18 protein-coding genes and 1 other annotated feature (1 of these 19 running past the window's edge) are annotated in these 19602 nt (G+C 48.5%); of the genes, 17 read left to right on the forward strand and 1 reads right to left on the reverse strand.

From position 1 onward, the window contains the following. Positions 1-47, forward strand: a binding site (T-box leader); it begins 182 nt to the left of the window's first position. Between the two features lie 50 nt (positions 48-97). Genes thrC through lptB form a run of 6 tightly spaced genes read left to right on the forward strand, consistent with a single transcriptional unit; the run spans position 98 to position 5913 of the window. Continuing rightward, positions 98-1141, forward strand: a complete 1044-nt coding sequence (thrC, locus tag HMPREF1705_RS06790; protein WP_009201548.1) for a threonine synthase — start codon at positions 98-100, stop codon at positions 1139-1141. Further along, positions 1135-2091, forward strand: coding sequence for a homoserine kinase (thrB, locus tag HMPREF1705_RS06795; RefSeq protein WP_009201547.1), 957 nt, complete (start codon positions 1135-1137; stop codon positions 2089-2091). Before thrC ends, thrB begins: the two co-directional genes overlap by 7 nt. Continuing rightward, positions 2073-3299 carry an aspartate kinase gene (locus tag HMPREF1705_RS06800; protein ID WP_009201546.1) on the forward strand — a complete coding sequence of 409 codons (1227 nt, stop codon included), beginning with the start codon at positions 2073-2075 and terminating at the stop codon, positions 3297-3299. The genes thrB and HMPREF1705_RS06800 overlap by 19 nt, the downstream gene beginning before the upstream one ends. A 1-nt stretch (position 3300) precedes the next feature. Continuing rightward, the gene (locus HMPREF1705_RS06805; protein WP_009201545.1) at positions 3301-4302 is read left to right on the forward strand and encodes an aspartate-semialdehyde dehydrogenase; all 1002 of its coding nucleotides are present in this window, start codon (positions 3301-3303) and stop codon (positions 4300-4302) included. Between the two features lie 23 nt (positions 4303-4325). Next, on the forward strand, positions 4326-5180 hold the full coding sequence (locus HMPREF1705_RS06810; RefSeq protein WP_009201544.1) for an LptA/OstA family protein: 855 nt from the start codon (positions 4326-4328) through the stop codon (positions 5178-5180). Positions 5181-5187: 7 nt separating this feature from the next. Beyond that, positions 5188-5913, forward strand: coding sequence for an LPS export ABC transporter ATP-binding protein (gene lptB / locus HMPREF1705_RS06815; protein WP_009201543.1), 726 nt, complete (start codon positions 5188-5190; stop codon positions 5911-5913). Here lptB and HMPREF1705_RS06820 read toward each other — a convergent pair. Continuing rightward, entirely contained in the window at positions 5903-6361 is a 459-nt protein-coding gene (locus HMPREF1705_RS06820; protein WP_234945337.1) for a hydrogenase maturation protease, read from the reverse strand. The two genes, lptB and HMPREF1705_RS06820, sit on opposite strands and share 11 nt — an antisense overlap. Before the next feature lie 47 nt (positions 6362-6408). Here HMPREF1705_RS06820 and murJ point away from each other — a divergent pair, with 47 nt between their 5' ends. The 11 genes from murJ (at position 6409) to HMPREF1705_RS06875 (ending at position 19522) form a co-directional block, all read left to right on the forward strand. Further along, on the forward strand, positions 6409-7956 hold the full coding sequence (gene murJ / locus HMPREF1705_RS06825) for a murein biosynthesis integral membrane protein MurJ (protein ID WP_040348181.1): 1548 nt from the start codon (positions 6409-6411) through the stop codon (positions 7954-7956). A gap of 1 nt (position 7957) precedes the next feature. Continuing rightward, complete coding sequence (gene hslO / locus HMPREF1705_RS06830) at positions 7958-8839, forward strand: Hsp33 family molecular chaperone HslO (RefSeq protein ID WP_009201540.1); 882 nt, start codon at positions 7958-7960, stop codon at positions 8837-8839. Beyond that, entirely contained in the window at positions 8836-9393 is a 558-nt protein-coding gene (locus HMPREF1705_RS06835; protein ID WP_009201539.1) for a hypothetical protein, read from the forward strand. The genes hslO and HMPREF1705_RS06835 overlap by 4 nt, the downstream gene beginning before the upstream one ends. 202 nt (positions 9394-9595) lie before the next feature. Further along, the gene (gene tsaD, locus HMPREF1705_RS06840; protein WP_009201537.1) at positions 9596-10582 is read left to right on the forward strand and encodes a tRNA (adenosine(37)-N6)-threonylcarbamoyltransferase complex transferase subunit TsaD; all 987 of its coding nucleotides are present in this window, start codon (positions 9596-9598) and stop codon (positions 10580-10582) included. A 194-nt stretch (positions 10583-10776) separates the two neighbouring features. Then, a complete protein-coding gene (gene groES / locus HMPREF1705_RS06845; protein ID WP_040348179.1) occupies positions 10777-11067 on the forward strand; it encodes a co-chaperone GroES in 291 nt (96 codons plus the stop codon). Positions 11068-11116: 49 nt separating this feature from the next. After that, complete coding sequence (gene groL / locus HMPREF1705_RS06850; RefSeq protein ID WP_009201535.1) at positions 11117-12736, forward strand: chaperonin GroEL; 1620 nt, start codon at positions 11117-11119, stop codon at positions 12734-12736. Positions 12737-12863: 127 nt separating this feature from the next. Then, positions 12864-13622, forward strand: coding sequence for a nickel pincer cofactor biosynthesis protein LarB (larB, locus tag HMPREF1705_RS06855; RefSeq protein WP_009201534.1), 759 nt, complete (start codon positions 12864-12866; stop codon positions 13620-13622). After that, on the forward strand, positions 13609-15558 hold the full coding sequence (gene rnr / locus HMPREF1705_RS06860) for a ribonuclease R (protein WP_009201533.1): 1950 nt from the start codon (positions 13609-13611) through the stop codon (positions 15556-15558). Before larB ends, rnr begins: the two co-directional genes overlap by 14 nt. Positions 15559-15576: 18 nt before the next feature. Further along, positions 15577-16671, forward strand: coding sequence for an AI-2E family transporter (locus HMPREF1705_RS06865; RefSeq protein ID WP_009201532.1), 1095 nt, complete (start codon positions 15577-15579; stop codon positions 16669-16671). A gap of 21 nt (positions 16672-16692) precedes the next feature. Then, positions 16693-17328, forward strand: coding sequence for a molybdopterin-guanine dinucleotide biosynthesis protein B (locus HMPREF1705_RS06870; protein ID WP_009201531.1), 636 nt, complete (start codon positions 16693-16695; stop codon positions 17326-17328). A gap of 232 nt (positions 17329-17560) precedes the next feature. After that, positions 17561-19522 carry a sodium-translocating pyrophosphatase gene (locus HMPREF1705_RS06875; RefSeq protein ID WP_009201530.1) on the forward strand — a complete coding sequence of 654 codons (1962 nt, stop codon included), beginning with the start codon at positions 17561-17563 and terminating at the stop codon, positions 19520-19522. Positions 19523-19602 lie beyond the last annotated feature (80 nt).

Raw genomic sequence — 19602 nt, forward strand, 5'->3', positions numbered from 1 at the left:
TTCGGAAATTGGAGTGGAACCGCGAGAGCCCTCCTCTCGCCTCCAAGCGGAGGCTTGAGGGGGGTTTGATAATTTTACGGGAGGATGGAGAGTCCACATGGTTTGCTTATTGAAAAGATATGCCGAGTTTTTTCCCCTTACCCCAAATACGCCCCTTCTGTCTATAGGAGAGGGAAATACGCCCCTGGTCGAGCTTTGTAATTTGGGAGCGAAACTAGAAATAGAGCTTTTCGCTAAATTTGAAGGATTAAATCCCACAGGCTCTTTTAAGGATCGGGGCATGGTGTTGGCCGTTTCCAAGGCAGTTGAAGAGGGTTCGTCAGGCATCATATGTGCTTCGACAGGCAATACCTCGGCGTCGGCAGCGGCATATGCGGCCAAGGCGGGAATAAAATGCCACGTGATCCTTCCTTCCGGCAAGGTGGCAAAAGGCAAGCTCGCCCAGGCGTTGATATATGACGCCAACGTTTTGGCCCTGCGGGGAAATTTCGATGTAGCCCTCGAAATGGTCCGCAAGATTGCCGATAATTTGGGCTTAAAGATAGTCAACTCCGTAAATCCCTACAGATTGTGGGGGCAAAGAAGCGGCGCCTGGGAAGTTTGCGATGAAATCGGTGCTCCCGACTGGTGCGTCTTGCCCGTCGGCAATGCGGGCAACATCACTGCCTACTGGACGGGTTTCTTTCAGTATATGAAAAAAGGTTTGATCGGATCGATACCGAAAATGGTGGGCATACAAGCCCAGGGAGCTGCTCCCCTTGTGAAGGGCTTTCCCGTTCCCGAACCTGAGACAATAGCGACGGCGATACGGATCGGCAATCCCGTCAATGCAAAAAAAGCTTTAGCTGCCGCTAGAAACAGCAACGGTATGTTTTTATCCGTTTCAGACGAGGAGATCTTAAATGCCCAGAAAGAGCTTGCCCGGAAAGAGGGTATTTTTGCCGAACCTGCATCTTGTGCCACGCTGGCCGGTCTTTATAAATTAAAAAAAGAGGGGAAATTGCCCAAGAACATCAGGGTTGTCATGGTTTTGACCGGCAATGGCCTGAAAGATCCTCAAATTGTGGATCGAGTAACGTCCTCGCCCAGAGAGATAGAGGCAAAATATGATGTTTTAAAGGAGGCGATCCTTTCGTGTTGACCGTCATAGTGCCGGCGTCAAGTGCAAACATAGGGTCGGGCTTCGACTCCTTCGGCGTTGCCCTGTCTTTGTATAATAAATATCAATTGCTTGGATTATTGCCGGCGAAAAGATATGACATTGATGCTGTTGGAGAAGGCGGAAAGGGGCTAGCATCGCCCGAGAGCAATCTGCTGATTAGGTCTTACGAAGCGGCCATGAAGAGATTCGATGTTCCTCTTGTCGGGCTTAAGATCAGATCTTATAACGCTATTCCCCTCGCAAGGGGGCTTGGAAGCTCTGCCTCAGCGGTGGTGGGAGGCGTCATGTTGGCGAATGTAATAGGCAAGATCAATTTGCCGAAAGAGAAACTCCTTCCCATCATGGTTGAGCTGGAGGGGCATCCCGACAACGTAGTTCCCTCCTGTATTGGCGGTTTCGTGATAAGCTCTTGGGATGATAAAGATGTGAAATTCGTGCAATTACCGCCCTTCAGGGAGAAGGTGAAAGTGGTCGTAGCTGTGCCCGATGTGACTGTGGACACCAAACAGGCCCGAGAGGTGTTGCCCCGAGACGTCTCCCTTCAGGATGCCGTATTCAACTTGAGCAGGGCTGCCCTCTTTGCAGCTTCATGGATGACGGGAAAACTGGAAAACTTGCCATGGGCTATGGAGGACAAGCTTCACCAGCCCTATAGGGCCAAGCTTTTCCCGGGAGGAGAGGAGATACTGGAACGCGTCAAATCCGCTCCGGGATGCCTTGGGGCCGCCATAAGCGGCTCCGGTCCGAGTGTCCTGGCCTTTGTTAGGGGAAATCCTACGCGAACGGCGAAGGAGATGTGCTCCGTCTTCACAGAGAAGGGCTTGAGATCTCGCTTTTTCGTCTTGGATGTCGATCAGGAGGGAGCCAGGATCAAAACCTCGGAAACGAACATCTCTATGGAGGCAGATAAATGTCCCTCCCTTTCGTAGTGTTGAAATTTGGTGGAAGTTCCTTGGCTACCGTCGACAGGATCCGTAATGTGGCGGGTCGAGTGAAAAACGACTACTTGGATCGAGGCCTTAAGGTCGCGGTTGTCGTTTCGGCCATGGGCAAGACAACGGATGGGTTAATAGATCTCGCACAAAGAACCTCCAATGTTTTAAACGGCAGGGAATTGGATCAGCTTCTCGTCACGGGCGAACAGCAGAGCGCTGCATTGTTGGCGATGGCCATAGAGGAGCTTGGCTTCAGGGCAAAGTCCTTCAATGGCGCTCAAGCAGGTATCTCGGCGACGGGCTACCATATGGAAGGCAGGATTGCTGACGTAAACCCTGAGAGGGTGCTTTCCTGGCTGGAAGGAGAAGGAGAAGTAGCGGTTGTAACGGGCTTCCAGGGGATTAACGAAGCCGGAGATTTCGTAACCTTGGGAAGGGGCGGTTCGGATCTGTCTGCGGTGGCTTTGGCAGTTGCCCTGAAGAGCAGCTTTTGCCATATATACACAGATGTTGACGGGGTTTACACAGCGGATCCGAAAATTGTTTCGACTGCGAGGAAATTAACGAACGTTTCCTACGAGGAGTGCATAGAAATGGCAGCCCTCGGCGCGAAGGTCCTTCAGGCAAGAAGCGTTGAATTCGCGTCTTTATACGACATGCTCATTTATGTGAGTTCCAGCATATTGGAAGGGGAGGGAACGTGGGTGAAAGAAAAAACAATTAAGGAAGGTCTTGCTATAAAAGCTGTTGTTCATGATAAAAATATTGCTAAAATAGCTGTGCTGGGAGTGCCCGACGTCCCCGGAATAGCTGCCGGTTTGTTCAGCAAACTGGCAGATAGGGGAGTCGGAGTGGAGATGATAATACAAAGCGTTATGCGGGGAGACGTTAACGATATCGCTTTTCTGGTCAAGGAGACGCTCTTGGGAGAGGCCATAGAAGTATGCGGAGATTATGCCCGCGAGATCGATGCTCAGGGGGTTACCTACGATGCTGAGGTTGGAAGGGTGTCCATAGTCGGGGTAGGGTTGTCCCTTCATCCGGAAATACCTGCCGAGATGTTTTCGGTTTTATCCGGGGAGGGCATTAACATAGATATGATTTCATCCACTTCCAACTCGATAACCTGTGTAATTTCATCGTCGATGATAGATAGGGCTGTATCTGCTTTGCACAGACATTTCTTGGAAGGAGAAAAGTAAAATGAGGATAGCAATTTTAGGAGCAACAGGTCTGGTAGGACAAGAGATGATAAAGACTCTGGAGGACAGAAATTTTCCGGTTACGGAATTCATACCTCTGGCCTCCAGCAAGTCGGCTGGCAAGCTCGTTGCGTTTCGCGGAAGCCAATTTGAGGTAAAAGAAGTGTCACAGGATGTTTTTGAAGGAGTGGAAATAGCGCTTTTTTCGGCCGGAGCCGATGCATCCAAAAAGTGGGCTCCCATAGCCGTTTCTAAGGGTGCCGTTGTGATAGATAACAGCTCCGCATGGAGAATGGATCCGGAGGTTCCTCTCGTTATCCCTGAAGTAAATCCCCAAGACATAAGGCAGCACAGAGGAATAATAGCCAATCCTAACTGTGCCACCATCCAAGCTCTTGTAGCCCTGGCTCCTCTTCACAGGAGGTTTCGTCTGGAGTATTTTTCGGCCGTTACTTTTCAATCGGTATCGGGGACAGGAAAGGAAGCCCTGGCAGAGCTCGACGATAGCATCTCTTCAATTTTGAAGGGAAACACCTTTGAACCCCATGTTTATCCTTTACCCATAGGATTTAACGTCTTGCCTCACATTGGGGATATCGACGAGACGGGCGTTTCCGAAGAAGAGTGGAAAATGTTGAACGAGTCAAGAAAGATATTGCACCATCATAGATTGCAGGTTAGTTGTACTACAGTGAGGGTGCCCGTAAGGCGTGGACATTCCGAGGCCATCGTGGCACAATTTGAGGATCAGGTGACGCTCGAGGAGGCATACGCCTTGCTTTCCGATGCTTCCGGCGTTGTCGTAATGTTGGAAAATAAATACATAACTCCCTTGCAGGCTGCAGAAAGCGATTTTGTCTATGTAGGTCGTTTGAGGTATGATATGGGATTGCCCAGGGCCTTGTCCATGTGGGTCGTATCCGATAATTTAAGAAAGGGAGCAGCGTTAAACGCGGTGCAGATAGCTGAACTTCTTATCTCCGATTTAGGGGCTTTAAAATAAAGACATTTCCTAGGAGGAGCAAAATGAGGGCGAACAAGGCTTTAGGCCTTCTTGCGATTTTTCTTTCCCTAATGCTCTTTTCTGATCCTCATCTTTGTTTGGGAGAGGAAAAGGGGGCTACAACGGAAATTATATTGCTTTCCGACGAGCTTTATTACGATCCCGGCACGGGCAAGGTCACTGCCAAGGGAAACGTGGAAGTTACCAGAGAAGACCTGATAGTAAAGGCTCCCTTTGTAGAAGGGTTTATAAATACAGAGGAATTCAGGTTTTGGGACCAGGTCGTCGCCTCTTGGCCTTCCCAAGAGGCGACATTGACCTGCCTTGAGCTGCAGATAAGCAAAACTCAAGGGGGGACTTTGCTGCGCTCTGTCGGCAACAGCCATCTGGTGCGCGGCAAGGAAGACGACATACGCTCAAATGAGCTGGAATGGCTGCAGGGTGAGAAGATTTATTACAGCGCTACGGGAGATGTCGATGCCCAATTCGGTCAAATGACCATAGTGGCGGAAAAGGTGGTAAGAGAAGGGGAGAATTTCAAGGCCGATAAGGTCCGCCGCTTTGTCGACAGGGGGCGCGGCCTTCAGGTGAGTGCCCTCGAGGTTACGGGGAAAATAAAAGACGAGATGATAGAGGAACTGCTAGCGAGCGGAAGCGTAGTGATAGATCATGAGCCCAAAGAGGGAGAAAAGACTCACATAACAGGTCAAAGGGCCCGCTATATAAAAAGTAAGGGGGTTTTGGAAGTTACCGGCGATGCCAGAGCAGTTCAGGAGGGAAGGACTATAGAGGCAGAAAATATAATTTATCACGTGGACGATAAGCACATAGAGGCCTTGGGCAGGCCTAAAGTTACAGTGGAAGTCAAGGAGGAATAAGCCTGATATGGCCGACTTGCTTTCTGTTGTTAAATTAGAAAAATCCTTCAAACAGAGAAAGGTGGTATCGGGCGTTTCCTTTGAGGTCAGAAGAGGAGAGATAGTCGGTCTCCTGGGGCCGAACGGAGCTGGCAAGACTACTTCCTTTTACATGATCGTCGGCTTGCTTTATCCCGATGGAGGAAAAGTTTATCTCGATGATGTTGAGATTACATCTTTTCCCATGCATAATCGTGCCAGGTTGGGTTTGGGTTATTTGCCCCAGGAACCCTCGGTCTTCAGATCTTTGACCGTTGAAGAAAACCTCCGCCTGGTGTTGGAGGAGCAGGGTTTAGGGGCGAAAGAAGTCGAAGAAAGGGTATCTCGTCTCACGAAAGAATTTGGTCTGGAAAAGATCGTAGATGTGAGGGGACAATCTTTAAGCGGTGGCGAGAGAAGAAGGGTGGAAATTGCCCGCACGTTGGCAATAGAGCCAGATTTTTTGATGCTTGACGAGCCCTTCAGCGGTATCGATCCCATTGCCGTTTACGATATTCAACAGCTCATCGTTGGTTTGAGGCGAAGAGGATATGGAATAATCCTCACGGATCATAATGTCCGCGAGACACTGGCCATTACCGACAGGACCTGTTTGATTCACGAAGGACAAATCTTGGTAGAAGGCCCTCCTGATATGGTGGCAAGGAGCGACATAGCAAGAAAATACTATCTTGGAGAGAGATTTAGCTGGTAAGAAAGGGTATTTCGTCGTACTTGGACCTGAGGATGATTTTGGCAACTTTTTTTGCAGCTTTGCGTAGCGGAGTCGAAAGTTCGGTGGAAAAATCTAAGGTTTTCGGTTGTATTCCTATCGTAGTTACTAAACAGCTCAAGTCATAGTAATTTAGCAAAGGTAAAATGGATATTCCGTGAGTCATTTCGGAGTGCCCCGTCGACTCATCGAGGGGAAGCCTTCGTATGCATCCAGGAGGCAAGTTCATCTGTGCCGCATCGACGATGACTAGATGTTTCGGTTTTTTTCTTTTCAACAATGGGGCGAAGTTCTCGGGGACGCTTTCGCATATTACAATTTCAAAGCCCGGAGGAGACAGCCTTTTTAGCATCCTGGCAACATAAATACCGACACCGTCATCTCCCAATATGCTGTTTCCAATTCCCCAAACATGAGTTTTTGTCTTCACTGATACCACCATCACCAAAAGATTTGGACAAAGTTAGGAGGATAAGGTTGGCCAAAGCAATTGATACAATTATACGACATTCTATGATGATGACCATCGGAACTTTTGCCAGTCGAATATTGGGTTTGGTTCGGGAAACCATCATAGCTGCATTTTTTGGCGCCTCAAGACAACTGGATGCCTTCCTGGTGGCCTATACTTTAGCCAACCTGGCGAGGCAGCTTCTGGCGGAGGGGGCATTGTCTGCCACCTTTGTACCCATTTTTTCCAGAGTCCTAAACCGACAGGGAGAGGAAAGGGCAAAGGAATTAGGGCGTCAAGCCCTTACATTGTTGATTATAGCAGGGAGCCTTGTAGTTTTATTGGGCATGATCCTCGCACCTTTCTTGGTTTTTCTGATAGCGCCCGGTTTTTCAGGGCAGGAAAGCCTGTTGGCCATATCTTTCACCAGAAGGCTTTTTCCCTTCCTGCTTATAATATCCCTGTCTGCATTAGTGATGGGTGTTCTTAACAGTCTCGGTTCTTTTTTTGTTCCCGCCATAGCTCCGGCTGTCAGCAACGTCGTTTTCATCTGCATCACCCTAATTTTACACGGAAAGCATGGCATTTCGGCCCTTCCTGTAGCAGTTTTGGCCGGCGGCTTTTTTCAGTTTTTGGTACAATGGATTTGGAGCACCAAGAAGGGTTTTGTCCTTTATCCCGTAAAGATCGATCGTGGTGACGATGAGCTAAGGACGATGACTCGACTGTTTTTTCCTTACGTAGCGGGGCTTTCCTTTAATCAGCTGCATCCCATCATCAGCAGGGTGATGGGATCTTTTTTGGAAGCGGGCTCCATATCCGTGCTGAATTATGCCGACAGGCTTTTGCAGCTTCCTCTGGGATTGTTCGTTATAGCGATATCTCAGGCCGTATTGCCCACCCTTTCAAAGGCTTCTTCCGATAAAGGGGAATTCGCAGAGATCTTTGGCGACTCCCTTAAATTTTCCTTTTTCCTCATCTTGCCCATATCCGTCTTGGCAGTGATATTTTCCTCTGAGGCCGTCAACTGCGTCTTTTACAGGGGAGCCTTTGACGATTGGGCATGGCGAGCTACAAGCCAATCGCTGGCCATCTATTCCTTGGGAATGTTGGGCATGGCTTTGACTAATGTTACCCTCCGTGCCCTGTACGCTTATGGATTGCCCAAGGGGGCTTTAATCGTTACCGCCTCTACGGTAATTATAAATCTTTTGGTGAGCGCTTCGACAATGAAGTGGCTATCTTATCGCGGCATTGCCTTGGGGGTGGCCTGCGCCTTCACCAGTGGAGCTTTTATAGGTATGTATTATCTTTCCAAAGCGACGGAGATGAATCTTAAGATATTTAACTATAAGTGGTTGGCAAAATTATGTCTTTCGGCCGTTATCTTGGTTGTAACGACTTTATCCTATAAATTTCTCGTGCCCTATCGGGCGGAGTGGGGTACAATTTTTAAGGTCTTATGGTTAATTGGCGCAGGCATAGCGGGCATGTCTGTCTATGGCCTTACGACCTTAGCGTGCGGATTGCAGGAGTGGAAGTGGATAGAGCGATCATTTAAAAGGAGAAGGTAAGATGCCTGAAAGTGATGCCAAGAAAGCTGTTTTACACAAATGTTTGCTTGGAAAGGGAGATGCTCGTGCGATAGTCGTAGAGGCAACGGGACTGGTGGAGCTGTTGCGTCAGATTCACAACCTGTCCTTTGTGGCGACGGCCGCCTTAGGCAGGCTGGTGATGGCTTCTATGATGATGGCGGCCCAGGAAAAGGGTGAAAGGGCCAGAGTTACGCTGAAGATAGAAGGAGACGGCCCCCTGGGTGAAATAGTGGCCGATGCGGAAAGAGCTGGATCGGTCAGGGGTTATGTGAGCAAACCATGGGTGGAGCTGCCCCTCTCGGAAGAGGGCAAATGGGATGTAAGCGCCGGAGTAGGAAAGAAGGGCTATTTAACTGTAATAAAGGATGTCGGCCTAAAGGAACCTGTGGTTTCAAGAGTGCCCTTGATATCGGGCGAAATTGCAGAAGATATTGCCTATTATTACGTAAAATCGGAACAAATGCCCACTGCTGTAATGCTTGGTGTTCTGCAAAGGCCTAGTTTGGGTGTTATATCTGCAGGTGGCGTTATGGTCCAGCTGATGCCCGGTGCAGACGAGGCCTTTGCAGAAATGTTGGAAGAATTGCTTAAAAAGCATGGCTCTGTGAGCAGGTTGGCGGAAAGCTCTCAATCTCCAAGGGATATATTGGAAACTATTTTCGATGGCATCGATAAAAAATGGCTCGATAGCTTGACCTTCGAATTCGGTTGTCGATGTTCGAGGAAGCTGGCCGAAGCCCTGTTGCTCTCCACCTCGGAGGGAGAAGAGGCGAATGATGTTATAGAGGTAAGATGTCATTTTTGCAATAGAGTATATAGCTTTTCTAGGGATGAAATAAAGAAATTAAAAGGCGGTGAATGAAATTGAGAAGAACCCTACTGCCATTAGTTGTATTTTTTTTGCTTGTCCTCGGAGCTCTCTCCTTTGTCGAAGTGGCCCAAGGCTCTCAAGACAAGCTTGAATCTCTGTCTGCGGAACGTACCGGAACCATATTCCTGGAGGGAGAAATGCTTGGGGACCTTATTTTGGGAGCAAGGGCGAGGTTGGATTTTCTTTACATTGATGATGTGCTCGTCAAGGCCTCCATTTCTTCGGGGAAAACCCCCGATTGGCTTAAGTGGCATCTCGGTCATTTTGGAAGTCTCGAGACCGAAGGCAAAGAACTGTTCGTGCTGCGATACGAGGTTTACAAGCCCTGGGATTTCGACCCTTTTAAGATAACAGTCAACGGCGTTTGTTTGACGAAAGAAGATATATTGACTGGGTTCAATCGTTTTGCCTCAGGGGCTTTGCCTACAGGTACCGTAGACAGTATGGCCTTTACCGTTCCTCGGTCACCCGATGGGTTATATAATATATCCTACGACGAAGACCATATAGAGATTGATGTCAAAAAGATAAAGAGAACGAAATAATCAGGGAAGGGGATTTTTAATGCATAAATATCGATGTGCCAGTTGTAACAAGGAGTTTGAAAGCGCCAGTTTTGCCCAGAGATGTCCTCATTGTCGCGGAAAGGTGTTAATTCACCTAGAAGGAGAATCGCCAAAAAAAAGATCCGCTGCTTGCTCCGGGGGGAGTTGTTCTTCCTGTAACGGTTGCGGCAGGTGATCGATAATGCTGACTTTAGGTATCGAGACCAGCTGCGATGATACATCCGTAGCACTTCTGGAGGGCGCAAGGCATTTGCGTCGTTTTCTTGTGGCAAGCCAGCTCGAAGATCACGAGGCTTTCGGAGGAGTTGTCCCCGAACTCGCATCGCGCAAGCATCTCGAGAACTTCTTGCCCCTGCTTTCGCGGCTTCTGACGGAATGTGAGATAAAAAACCCGTCGAGGGAGATTCATTTAATAGCGGTTACTGACGGGCCCGGTTTGATGGGATCTTTGCTGATCGGAACTACCGCAGCAAAGGCTCTGGCTCAAGTCTGGGAGGTCCCCTTAATAACGGTTAACCATCTCGAAGGACATATTTTCGCAAATTATTTGGCCCATGACGATTTGTTTCCTCCCTTTATAACGCTCATAGTTTCCGGCGGACATACCGAGTTGATTTTGGTGCGGTCCTTCGGGGATTATGTATTGCTTGGGGCCACGAGAGACGATGCAATTGGAGAAGCCTTCGATAAAATCGCTCGCCTCTTGGGCCTTGGCTATCCTGGGGGACCGGCCATAGAAAAGGCGGCAAGGGGCGGAGACCCTGCGGCTGTGGCCCTTCCGGTGCCCATGGCGGATAGTCCTGATATAGAGTTCAGTTTTAGTGGCCTGAAGACCGCAGTGATATGGGCGTCGAAAAGAAATCCCTATTTAAGACTGGAGGATCTTTGTGCCTCCTTTCAGCACGCTGCTACTGAAGCTTTAGTGTGCAAGGTGGAGCTGGCTGTGAGGAAGACGGGCATTCGCAAAGTAGCCGTATCCGGAGGCGTTGCCGCAAACCTCGAGCTGAGGAGGAAGATGAAAGGCGTGCCCTGGAAGACCTACTTTCCGCCCATAGAACTCTGCACGGACAATGGGGCTATGATTGCCGCTGCCGGTTATAACGCATACAAAAGGGGTGAGAGAGCATCCTTGTCCTTCATGCCGGATCCCTCCAAATCATTGGTCTAGAAAAAGCCCAAAAAAACGAGAATAAAACAGTAATTTGTTTATAGCCGTCAATAAAAATGAATAAACGCCAATATTCATACTTGTATTATTTGCCATAAGGACCTTAACATTAGTATCGCTTGTTAGCACTAAGCATGATTGAGTGCTAACAAGGAGGACCGTGATACAGTTCATATCAGCAGGGAGGGATGAAAATGCAGCTCAAGCCACTTGGAGATCGTGTAGTAATCAAGGTTCTAAGTCAGGAAGAAAAGACCAAAGGTGGAATCGTGTTACCCGATACCGCTAAGGAGAAGCCTCAAGAAGGAGAAGTAGTCGCCGTGGGAAGCGGCAGAGTGCTTGAAAACGGTCAAAAGTTACCCCTTGAGGTGAAGGTTGGCGAAAGGGTAATCTTCAGCAAGTATGCTGGGACCGAGGTCAAAATAGAGGGCGAAGAGTACCTTATATTGAGCGAGCGCGATATTTTGGCTGTAGTAAACAAGTAGTTGTCCAACGGTGAAATATTAACTTAAAGTCGTAAAGGAGGGAACTAATATGCCCAAGGTATTGAAGTTTGATGAAGAAGCACGCAGAGCTTTGGAGCGTGGAATAAATAAAGTTGCGGATACTGTAGGTATTACCCTGGGACCTAAGGGCAGAAACGTGGTCTTGGAAAAGAAGTTTGGATCGCCCACGATAACTAACGACGGCGTTACTATAGCTAAGGAGATCGAACTGGAAGAGCCCTTTGAGAATATGGGAGCACAGCTTCTCAAGGAAGTGGCTTCCAAGACCAACGATGTGGCTGGCGACGGAACCACCACTGCTACGGTGCTTGCGAGGACCATGATACGCAATGGCATGAAAAATGTAGCGGCAGGTTCAAATGGCATGTTGATGCGAAGGGGCATCGAGAAAGCGGTCGATGTAATCGTAGACGAGCTTAAGAAGATGTCTATCCCCGTAAAGGACAGGGCCAAGATTGCCCAAGTGGCTTCTATTTCCGCTAATGACAGAGGCATTGGCGAATTGATAGCCGAAGCCATGTCCAAGGTTGGAGAGGATGGCGTAATAACCGTAGAGGATAGCCAGTCCGTCGGAACCACCTTGGAAATGGTGGAAGGTCTCCAGTTCGACAAGGGATACATTAGCCCCTACATGATCACCGATCCCGAGCGTATGGAGGCTACCCTTGAGGATGCCTATATATTGATCAACGACGGAAAGATCAGCAATGTGAAAGACCTTCTGCCTGTATTGGAAAAGGTTGTACAGACAGGGAAGCCTCTTTTGATCATATCAGAAGACGTAGAAGGCGAAGCTCTGGCTACGCTCGTGGTCAACAAGCTACGCGGTATTTTGCAGGTTTGTGCTGTGAAAGCCCCGGGCTTTGGCGAGAGAAGAAAGGCTATGTTGCAGGACATCGCTATAGTTACCGGCGGGCAGGTAATAAGCGAAGAGCTGGGAATCAAGCTTGAAAATGCAGATCTTTCCATGCTTGGTCGCGCTAAGAAAGTCCGCGTAACCAAAGAGGAGACGACCATAGTAGAAGGTGCCGGAGACAGCGAGGCCATAAGGAAACGCGCTGCACAGATAAAAGCCGAGCTGGAAGAGGCAACTTCAGAGTACGACAAGGAAAAGCTTCAGGAGAGGCTCGCCAAGTTGGTCGGTGGAGTGGCTGTCATACAGGTTGGCGCTGCTACCGAGACAGAGCAGAAAGAACTGAAACATCGCATCGAGGATGCCTTAAGCGCGACGAGGGCTGCCGTAGAAGAAGGAATAGTTGCCGGAGGCGGCGTTGCTCTCATCAACTGCATCCCGGCGTTGGAATCCTTCATCGAAAATCTTGAGGGTGACGAGAAAATCGGCGCACAAGTAGTACTGCGTGCCCTCTCGGAACCTCTACACTTAATAGCCGAGAATGCTGGCTACCAGGGTGACGTAATCGTGGAGAAGGTGCGCAGCTTGCCGAAAGGACAGGGTCTCAACGCTGCCACGGGCGAATATGTAGATATGATAGAGGAGGGTATCATAGATCCTCTTAAGGTTACGAGAAGCGCCTTGCAGAACGCTGGTTCAATTGCTGCCATGGTTCTCACGACTGAGGTTCTCGTGGCTGATAAGCCGGAGAAGAAAGAAACTCCAAAGATGCCTGATATGCCAGATTACGACTAAGGGCATAAATCCTTTAAGGATAAATACAAAACTTGTTGACCTAAAGGCTGTGGTACACTAACCACAGCCTTTTTGATTTTGTAATATAATTGGGAAAACGGTACAGGAAAGAGAGGCGTAAGCATTCATGGATTTGCAAAACAGCTTGAGAGAGCTACTGAATTCTTTAAAACGAGGAGAATTGGATGTAGATGAAGTTGTGGAAAAGTTGTCTTTTCTCCCCTATGAAGACCTTGACGATGTGAAGCTAGATTGGCATCGATCTATAAGGCGTGGGATAGGTGAAATTATTTACACCCCAGGAAAATCTGATGAACAGTTAATTAAGATAGCAAAAAGCCTATCGGAACATAGGGCTAATGCTATCTTCAGTCGTATGACAAAGGATAAATACGAAATGTTGAAATCCTTCCTTCCAAATATGGAATACAGAGATGATTCGAGGTTAGCTCTCTGTCGTTTTGAAACGCCGATAGGGCGTGGGGGGGTGGCGATTATCGCGGCCGGCAGTTCCGACCGGCCGGTGGCCGAAGAAGCTGCGGGGGTGGCCGAATTTGCGGGTTGTAAAGTGAAAAGGTTCTACGATGTAGGCGTAGCAGGCATACATCGACTCTTCCCCTATCTTCCCGAGATAAGAAAGTCGAGTGCTATCGTCGTTGTTGCAGGAATGGAAGGTGCCCTGCCGAGTGTAGTTGCCGGGTTGGTCTCGACTCTCGTCATAGCAGTTCCCACCTCAGTAGGTTACGGTGCCAGCTTTGGAGGCCTTGCTGCACTGTTATCTATGTTAAATGCGTGCAGCGGTGGCGTGGTAGTAGTAAATATAGATAACGGCGTCGGGGCAGGAATAGCAGCGGCCTTAGTGGCGGCAAAAGATGAAGCGCGATAGTAAGGATAAAAATAAGAATAAGAAAAACATCGAACATAGGCCCAGGCGGTCGCGAGGCCGCTTGGTCATCGGAGTGCTTGAAGTCAATCCCCGTGGGTTTGGTTTCGTAAGCTCCATGGGTATCCCTGACGTTTACATTGCCGAAGACGATATGGACGGCGCGATTCACGGTGATAGAGTAAAGGTCGTAGTGTATGGAGGTAAAGGAAAGCCCTATGGAAAGATCAGAAAAATCCTTTCAAGGGGCACTTCCGAAATCGTTGGCTTAATTAGGCGTGTAGGGAATAAGTTTCACTTAATTCCATTAAATCGACGCTATAATTTTACCCTTCTTTTGGATGACGAAGGTGAATTCGAAGAGAACCAGGTAGCGGTTGCCGCAATTGAAAGATATCCCTATTTTCCTAATCCCGGCGTGGGAAGGGTCGTAAAAGTTTTGGGATCCGAAGGAGATCCAAGGGTGGGAATATTGGCCCTAATGGAAGAGTATAAAATTAGTGCCGATTTCCCGCGGGAAGTAGTTGAAGAGGCCGAAAGGTTGAGCGAACTTTCTACATTTTACTGTGCGCCTGGAGAGAGAAAAGATTTAAGAAAAAAGGTCGCTCTTACGATAGATCCGTCGGATGCCAAGGATTTTGACGACGCCTTGTCCATAGAGGAGGTAGAAGAGGGTTGGCTAGTAGGTGTTCATATAGCCGATGTGTCGGAATACGTCAGGCCGGCAAGTCAAATTGACATTGAAGCAAGGCAAAGGAGCTTTTCCGTCTATCTCGTCGATAGAGCCATCCCGATGCTGCCACCCAGACTTTCGTCGGACCTTTGTAGTTTGATAGAAGGAAAAGACAGGTTATGTCTTACCGTGGAAATGGTGTTGAATCATCGGGGCGAGCTTTTGAGATACAAAGTCATTCCAAGCGTGATAAGAGTTCGCAAGCGCCTCACCTACGAGGAAGCTCAAGAGGTTTTAGATGGCAGGAACACCTTTGGGGAAGAGATCGACGGGGTGCTGCAGAGGCTATCCCGAGTCGCGAAGAAGCTGTATTCCGGGCGGAAAAAAGAGGGTATGGTAGAGTTTGACTTTCCGGAAGCGAAGGTGGTGCTTGACGAGGAGGGCAGGGCGGTAGACGTGAGGGTCGTAGAGAGGATATTTTCCTATCGGATTGTCGAACACTTTATGATCCTAGCAAACAGCGTGATAGCCGAATATGTATTTAACAGCGATATTCAGGCGATATACAGGGTTCACGAGAGGCCCGATAGAGAAAAGTTGGAACAGCTTAGACGGATCCTTGCGTCGATGGGAATTGAGATTAAAAGGATCAACCGGTCTAACAGGACCATAAATCGCCTGTTGAAGCGTGTGGAGGGCCTTCCTTTCAAAAGGTTGGTTCACACCTTGGTGTTGAGATCCTTGTCGCGAGCTCGTTACTACCCGGTTTGTCTAGGTCATTTCGGCCTCGCTCTCAAATATTATCTGCATTTCACATCGCCTATACGGAGATATCCCGACCTGGTTGTACATAGGATCGTCCACGAATTGATCAAAGAAGAAAGATCCCTCAAAGAGCCCTACAGCTTTGAGGAGCTGAAGGACATTGCCTCCTATGCCAGCATTATGGAAGAGAAAGCCGATGAATTGGAAAAGACCTCGGTCAAAATGAAGATAGTGGAATATATGGAAAATAAAGTTGGCGAATGCTTCAAGGGTGTAATATCCTGGATAACACATAGAGGTATTTTTGTCGAGCTGGATAACACAGTAGAGGGGTTTGTGTCAAAGGAAAGCCTGGATTCATGGGGCGATTTTTACTACGACGAGGATGATTTTAGTCTGAAGGGGTCGAAGGGAATGGTATTTCGTTTAGGCGATATGGTAGATGTGCAATTGGTAGAGGTCGACAAAAGCGCCAATGGGATCTGTTTTCGATTGATTTAAGCGGAGAGTGATGAAAATATGAACGGATCGTTTGCCAACAGATCACCTCAGGGAGGCTATCTTCCCTTTTTGATCGTCTTTGCCCTCTTGGCCCTCCTGGGGATTTCCATAACGGAGCCAATAGTGCGCCCTCTAATGTGGTCTGTCATTTTGTCCTTTTTTTCTCACCCCTTAAACAAGCTTTTATATGTGAAGGTCTTTCGAGGTAAGCGCAGAAACCTGGCCGCACTGATCACCGCCGGGTGTGTAGTCTTGCTTATCTGTGTCCCTATGGGTTTTATAGGTATTTCTTTAGCTAGAGAGGCCTTAAGGTTCATCTCCAGCCTTTCCGACAATCTCGAATCGATACAGGAGACATTTGCCGGGGCGTGGGCATCGTTAGTTAACAGGCTTCCCGATTACGTCATCCAATATTTCGGCATCAAAGGCGATCCTTCCTTTTTGCGCGATCTCACTCATCGAGCGGTAAATTACGTTATTTCGTCGCTTGGTGATTTTTCCAGAGGCCTCTTGGGCAATGCCTTTAAAATGGTCTATCAATTGTTCGTCATATCGGTTTCGACCTTTTACCTGCTTCGTGATGGCCACGTGGTCATAGAATACCTCGATGACATCCTGCCCCTGCCAAAGGAGGAGAGGGCATCCCTTTTCACGAGCGCGACGCGAATGATGAAAGCGGTAGTCATTGGGACTACGGTGACGGCGGGAATTCAGGCCTGCCTTGGCGTGGCTGGTTGGTTCTTCTTAGGCCTGCCCGCACCGCTGTTGGCCGGTGTTCTTCTTTTTATCTGTGCCATGATACCCTTTATAGGCACTCCCTTCGTCTTGATTCCGGCCGCCGTTTACCTTTTTCTGATGGGCAACGTAAAAGAAAGCATTATATTGGCGGGTTGGGCTCTTTTGGTCGTTAGCACCATCGATAACTTGATACGCCCCCTTTTCATATCGGAGGGAAGCAGGGTTCATTTTCTCTTAGTCTTTTTAGGAGTGGTGGGCGGAATTCACGTGTGGGGATTCCTTGGGATTTTCTTAGGTCCTATTGTTTTGTCATTGTTTATATTCTTTCTTGATTGTTACAGGAGAATTTGGAGTACGAAAAGGGAATATGAGTGAAATTTCGGAGGAGGAGATTTGATGGCCTACAAGATTTCCCTATGTGGTTACAAAAATAGCGGAAAGACCGGGCTTTGTAAAAAGCTTATCGAGATATTCAAAGATGAGCTCGCCATGAAAGTGGGCTATATAAAGCACTGTCATGATGAGGTAATTTCCGGTCGAGACACCGACAGCGGGGTAATTGCCGGCTTGGGTGTCGAAGTAGCCCTTTGGGGTGCAGACGGGGTTAGAGTCGAAGTCCAGGGCAATCGTATTGCCTTAGAGGAGATCGAGAAGAAGTTTTTTCCTGACAGAGATTTGATCCTATTGGAGGGAGGAAAATCACTGCCCATCCCTAAGATTTGGGTAGGCAAAGAGCCTCCCTCAGGCGAAGTAAAGGGAATTTTTTGCCTCTTCGATTGCACCGACGACGTCCTTCCTGCCCTGCCACATTTTCGGTCGGGGCAGGAGCGTCAGTTGGCGGAGTGGATTGTCGAAAGAAGGGGAAGCAGGAGGGAAAGTGCTTTACTGTATATAGGAGGGCAGAAAATAGGCCTGAACGATTTCGTCATGGATTTCATCGTCGGAACCGTTAGGGGTATGATAGGTTCATTGAAAGGTGTAGAGGATAAAAAGGGCGAGGTGCTATTAGTAATTCCGGAGGAGAAAAAATAATAACTCTTTCAAATATTTGGACATTATTAATTCCTGCATGAACTTTAAGGAACGCTCCTTCCTGAAGGTCGCTGTATATAGCGGCGTTGTCATGTTTAACTAATGCGAAATGGGATTCGATCTTGCAAATTTAGGATAACCTGCATATAATTAGGGTCGCTTCTTATATGATCAGATGTGCCCGCCTAAACAAAGGCGGGCTTGAAATTATCGTAAACGGAGGGATCTGGCAATGAACGGATTTGCGTTGTGGTCTTCGATAGGCGCGGGAATAGCAGCATTGTTATACGCTGTTATAGTAGTTAATCGCATAAACGGATTTAAAGTGGATAATGATCGGATAAATTACCTCTCGAACATTATCCAAAGAGGTGCCATGGCGTTTCTGTATAGAGAGTACAGGGCTCTCATTCCCTTCGTGATCGTAGTGGCCTGCCTTTTGGCCTGGAAGTTGGGCTTTCCCATGGCGGTTTCCTTTCTGTTGGGGGCCGTCTGTAGCGCCGTTTCCGGCTTTTTGGGCATGAGGGTGGCTACGAGGGCTAACGGGAAGACGGCCTTTGCTGCCACTACTGGTATGAATCAGGCTTTAAAGATTGCCTTTTCGGGCGGTTCCGTCATGGGCATGACCGTGGTTGGCGTAGGAATCTTAGGAATAATAGTTGCCTTTTTGCTATATAGGGATCCGAACATTATCACCGCCTTCGGCTTTGGAGCAAGCTCTATAGCGCTTTTTGCAAGGGTCGGGGGTGGCATTTACACTAAAGCAGCCGATGTCGGGGCCGACTTGGTTGGCAAGGTGGAGGCCGGAATTCCCGAGGACGATCCCCGAAATCCTGCCGTCATAGCGGACAACGTGGGCGATAATGTGGGAGATATTGCCGGCATGGGTGCGGACCTTTTCGAATCGTACGTTAATTCGATCATAGCTGCCATGGCTATTGGAGCCGGCATATTTGGTATTACCGGTGTGTCCTTTCCGATCTTGCTTGCAGCGATAGGAATAGTATCGGCGCTCATAGGCACCTTTTTCGTCCGGATCAAAGAGAAGGGAGATCCTCAGCTCGCCCTTAGAAAGGGCACTTTTGCTACGGGCATTTTGATGATAATTGGTTCTTTCTTTTTAACGATGGCTGTGTTCGGCGATTTGTCCCTCTTTTGGGCAGTTTTGGCCGGAGTCATCTGCGGAGTTTCCATAGGTTATATAACTGAGATATATACTTCTTCTTTTTACACTTCCGTAAAAGAAATTGCCAACGCGTCGACGTCGGGATATGCGACCAACATTCTGACCGGGATTGCGGTGGGAATGAAATCGACTATGTGGCCGGTTTTATTGATATGTGCGGCTATTTTCATAGCCGTTCAGACGGGAGGTTTGTACGGCATCGCCTGTGCGGCAGTAGGCATGCTTGCCATCACGGGAATGACGTTGAGCGTCGATGCCTATGGCCCCATAGCGGACAATGCTGGCGGCATAGCGGAGATGAGCCATTTGCCGCCTGATGTCAGAAAGATCACCGACAGGTTGGATGCAGTAGGGAATACCACTGCAGCGGTGGGTAAAGGTCTTGCGATAGGCTCTGCTGCTTTGACGGCCATTGCACTTTTTTCAGCCTACTCCAGCGCTATCGGTTTGAAGTATATAGATCTAATGGATGCTCGAGTTTTGATCGGGCTTTTTATAGGCGGGATGCTGCCTTTTGTGTTTTCCTCTAGGGCTATTCAAGCCGTTGGAAGAGCTGCACAGAGCATGATCGAAGAAGTGCGGCGTCAGTTCAAAGAAATTCCGGGCATCATGGAAGGCTCGCAGGAACCTGATTACGAACGGTGTATCGATATTTCTACAAAGGCAGCCCTTAAAGAGATGGTCGTTCCCGGGATGATGGCGGTCTTTTCTCCGGTGGTTGTGGGTTTGCTTCTGGGCCCTTCTGCTTTGGGCGGACTGCTTGCCGGTTCTATCGTAACGGGAGTGATGCTTGCTATTTTCATGGCCAATGCTGGCGGAGCTTGGGATAACGCTAAGAAGTATATCGAAGAGGGCAATCTGGGCGGCAAAGGTACACCTCCCCATGCAGCAGCCGTGGTCGGCGATACTGTGGGAGATCCCTTTAAGGATACGGCCGGTCCAAGCCTTAACATATTGATCAAGTTGATGTCCATCATCGCTCTCGTCATAGCCCCGCTGCTAATGTAATTGCTGCTTAAATATTCGCCGTTGACAAAACCCAGTTTTATCGGAAATTTTAGGGAGGGCAGATGTTGTTCCCTCCCTTT

It is taken from the genome of Acetomicrobium hydrogeniformans ATCC BAA-1850 (genome assembly GCF_000160455.2).
Classification (GTDB): domain Bacteria; phylum Synergistota; class Synergistia; order Synergistales; family Acetomicrobiaceae; genus Acetomicrobium; species Acetomicrobium thermoterrenum.

What these genes read in the sequence shown, in the direction of transcription:
- HMPREF1705_RS06800 (WP_009201546.1), top strand. Translation starts at nt 2,073, where the DNA reads ATGTCCCTCCCTTTCGTAGTGTTGAAATTTGGTGGAAGTTCCTTGGCT.
- HMPREF1705_RS06805 (WP_009201545.1), top strand. Translation starts at nt 3,301, where the DNA reads ATGAGGATAGCAATTTTAGGAGCAACAGGTCTGGTAGGACAAGAGATG.
- thrC (WP_009201548.1), top strand. Translation starts at nt 98, where the DNA reads ATGGTTTGCTTATTGAAAAGATATGCCGAGTTTTTTCCCCTTACCCCA.
- HMPREF1705_RS06870 (WP_009201531.1), top strand. Translation starts at nt 16,693, where the DNA reads ATGGCCTACAAGATTTCCCTATGTGGTTACAAAAATAGCGGAAAGACC.
- HMPREF1705_RS06835 (WP_009201539.1), top strand. Translation starts at nt 8,836, where the DNA reads ATGAAATTGAGAAGAACCCTACTGCCATTAGTTGTATTTTTTTTGCTT.
- HMPREF1705_RS06875 (WP_009201530.1), top strand. Translation starts at nt 17,561, where the DNA reads ATGAACGGATTTGCGTTGTGGTCTTCGATAGGCGCGGGAATAGCAGCA.
- rnr (WP_009201533.1), top strand. Translation starts at nt 13,609, where the DNA reads ATGAAGCGCGATAGTAAGGATAAAAATAAGAATAAGAAAAACATCGAA.
- HMPREF1705_RS06865 (WP_009201532.1), top strand. Translation starts at nt 15,577, where the DNA reads ATGAACGGATCGTTTGCCAACAGATCACCTCAGGGAGGCTATCTTCCC.
- lptB (WP_009201543.1), top strand. Translation starts at nt 5,188, where the DNA reads ATGGCCGACTTGCTTTCTGTTGTTAAATTAGAAAAATCCTTCAAACAG.
- HMPREF1705_RS06810 (WP_009201544.1), top strand. Translation starts at nt 4,326, where the DNA reads ATGAGGGCGAACAAGGCTTTAGGCCTTCTTGCGATTTTTCTTTCCCTA.
- larB (WP_009201534.1), top strand. Translation starts at nt 12,864, where the DNA reads ATGGATTTGCAAAACAGCTTGAGAGAGCTACTGAATTCTTTAAAACGA.
- groL (WP_009201535.1), top strand. Translation starts at nt 11,117, where the DNA reads ATGCCCAAGGTATTGAAGTTTGATGAAGAAGCACGCAGAGCTTTGGAG.
- groES (WP_040348179.1), top strand. Translation starts at nt 10,777, where the DNA reads ATGCAGCTCAAGCCACTTGGAGATCGTGTAGTAATCAAGGTTCTAAGT.
- tsaD (WP_009201537.1), top strand. Translation starts at nt 9,596, where the DNA reads ATGCTGACTTTAGGTATCGAGACCAGCTGCGATGATACATCCGTAGCA.
- hslO (WP_009201540.1), top strand. Translation starts at nt 7,958, where the DNA reads ATGCCTGAAAGTGATGCCAAGAAAGCTGTTTTACACAAATGTTTGCTT.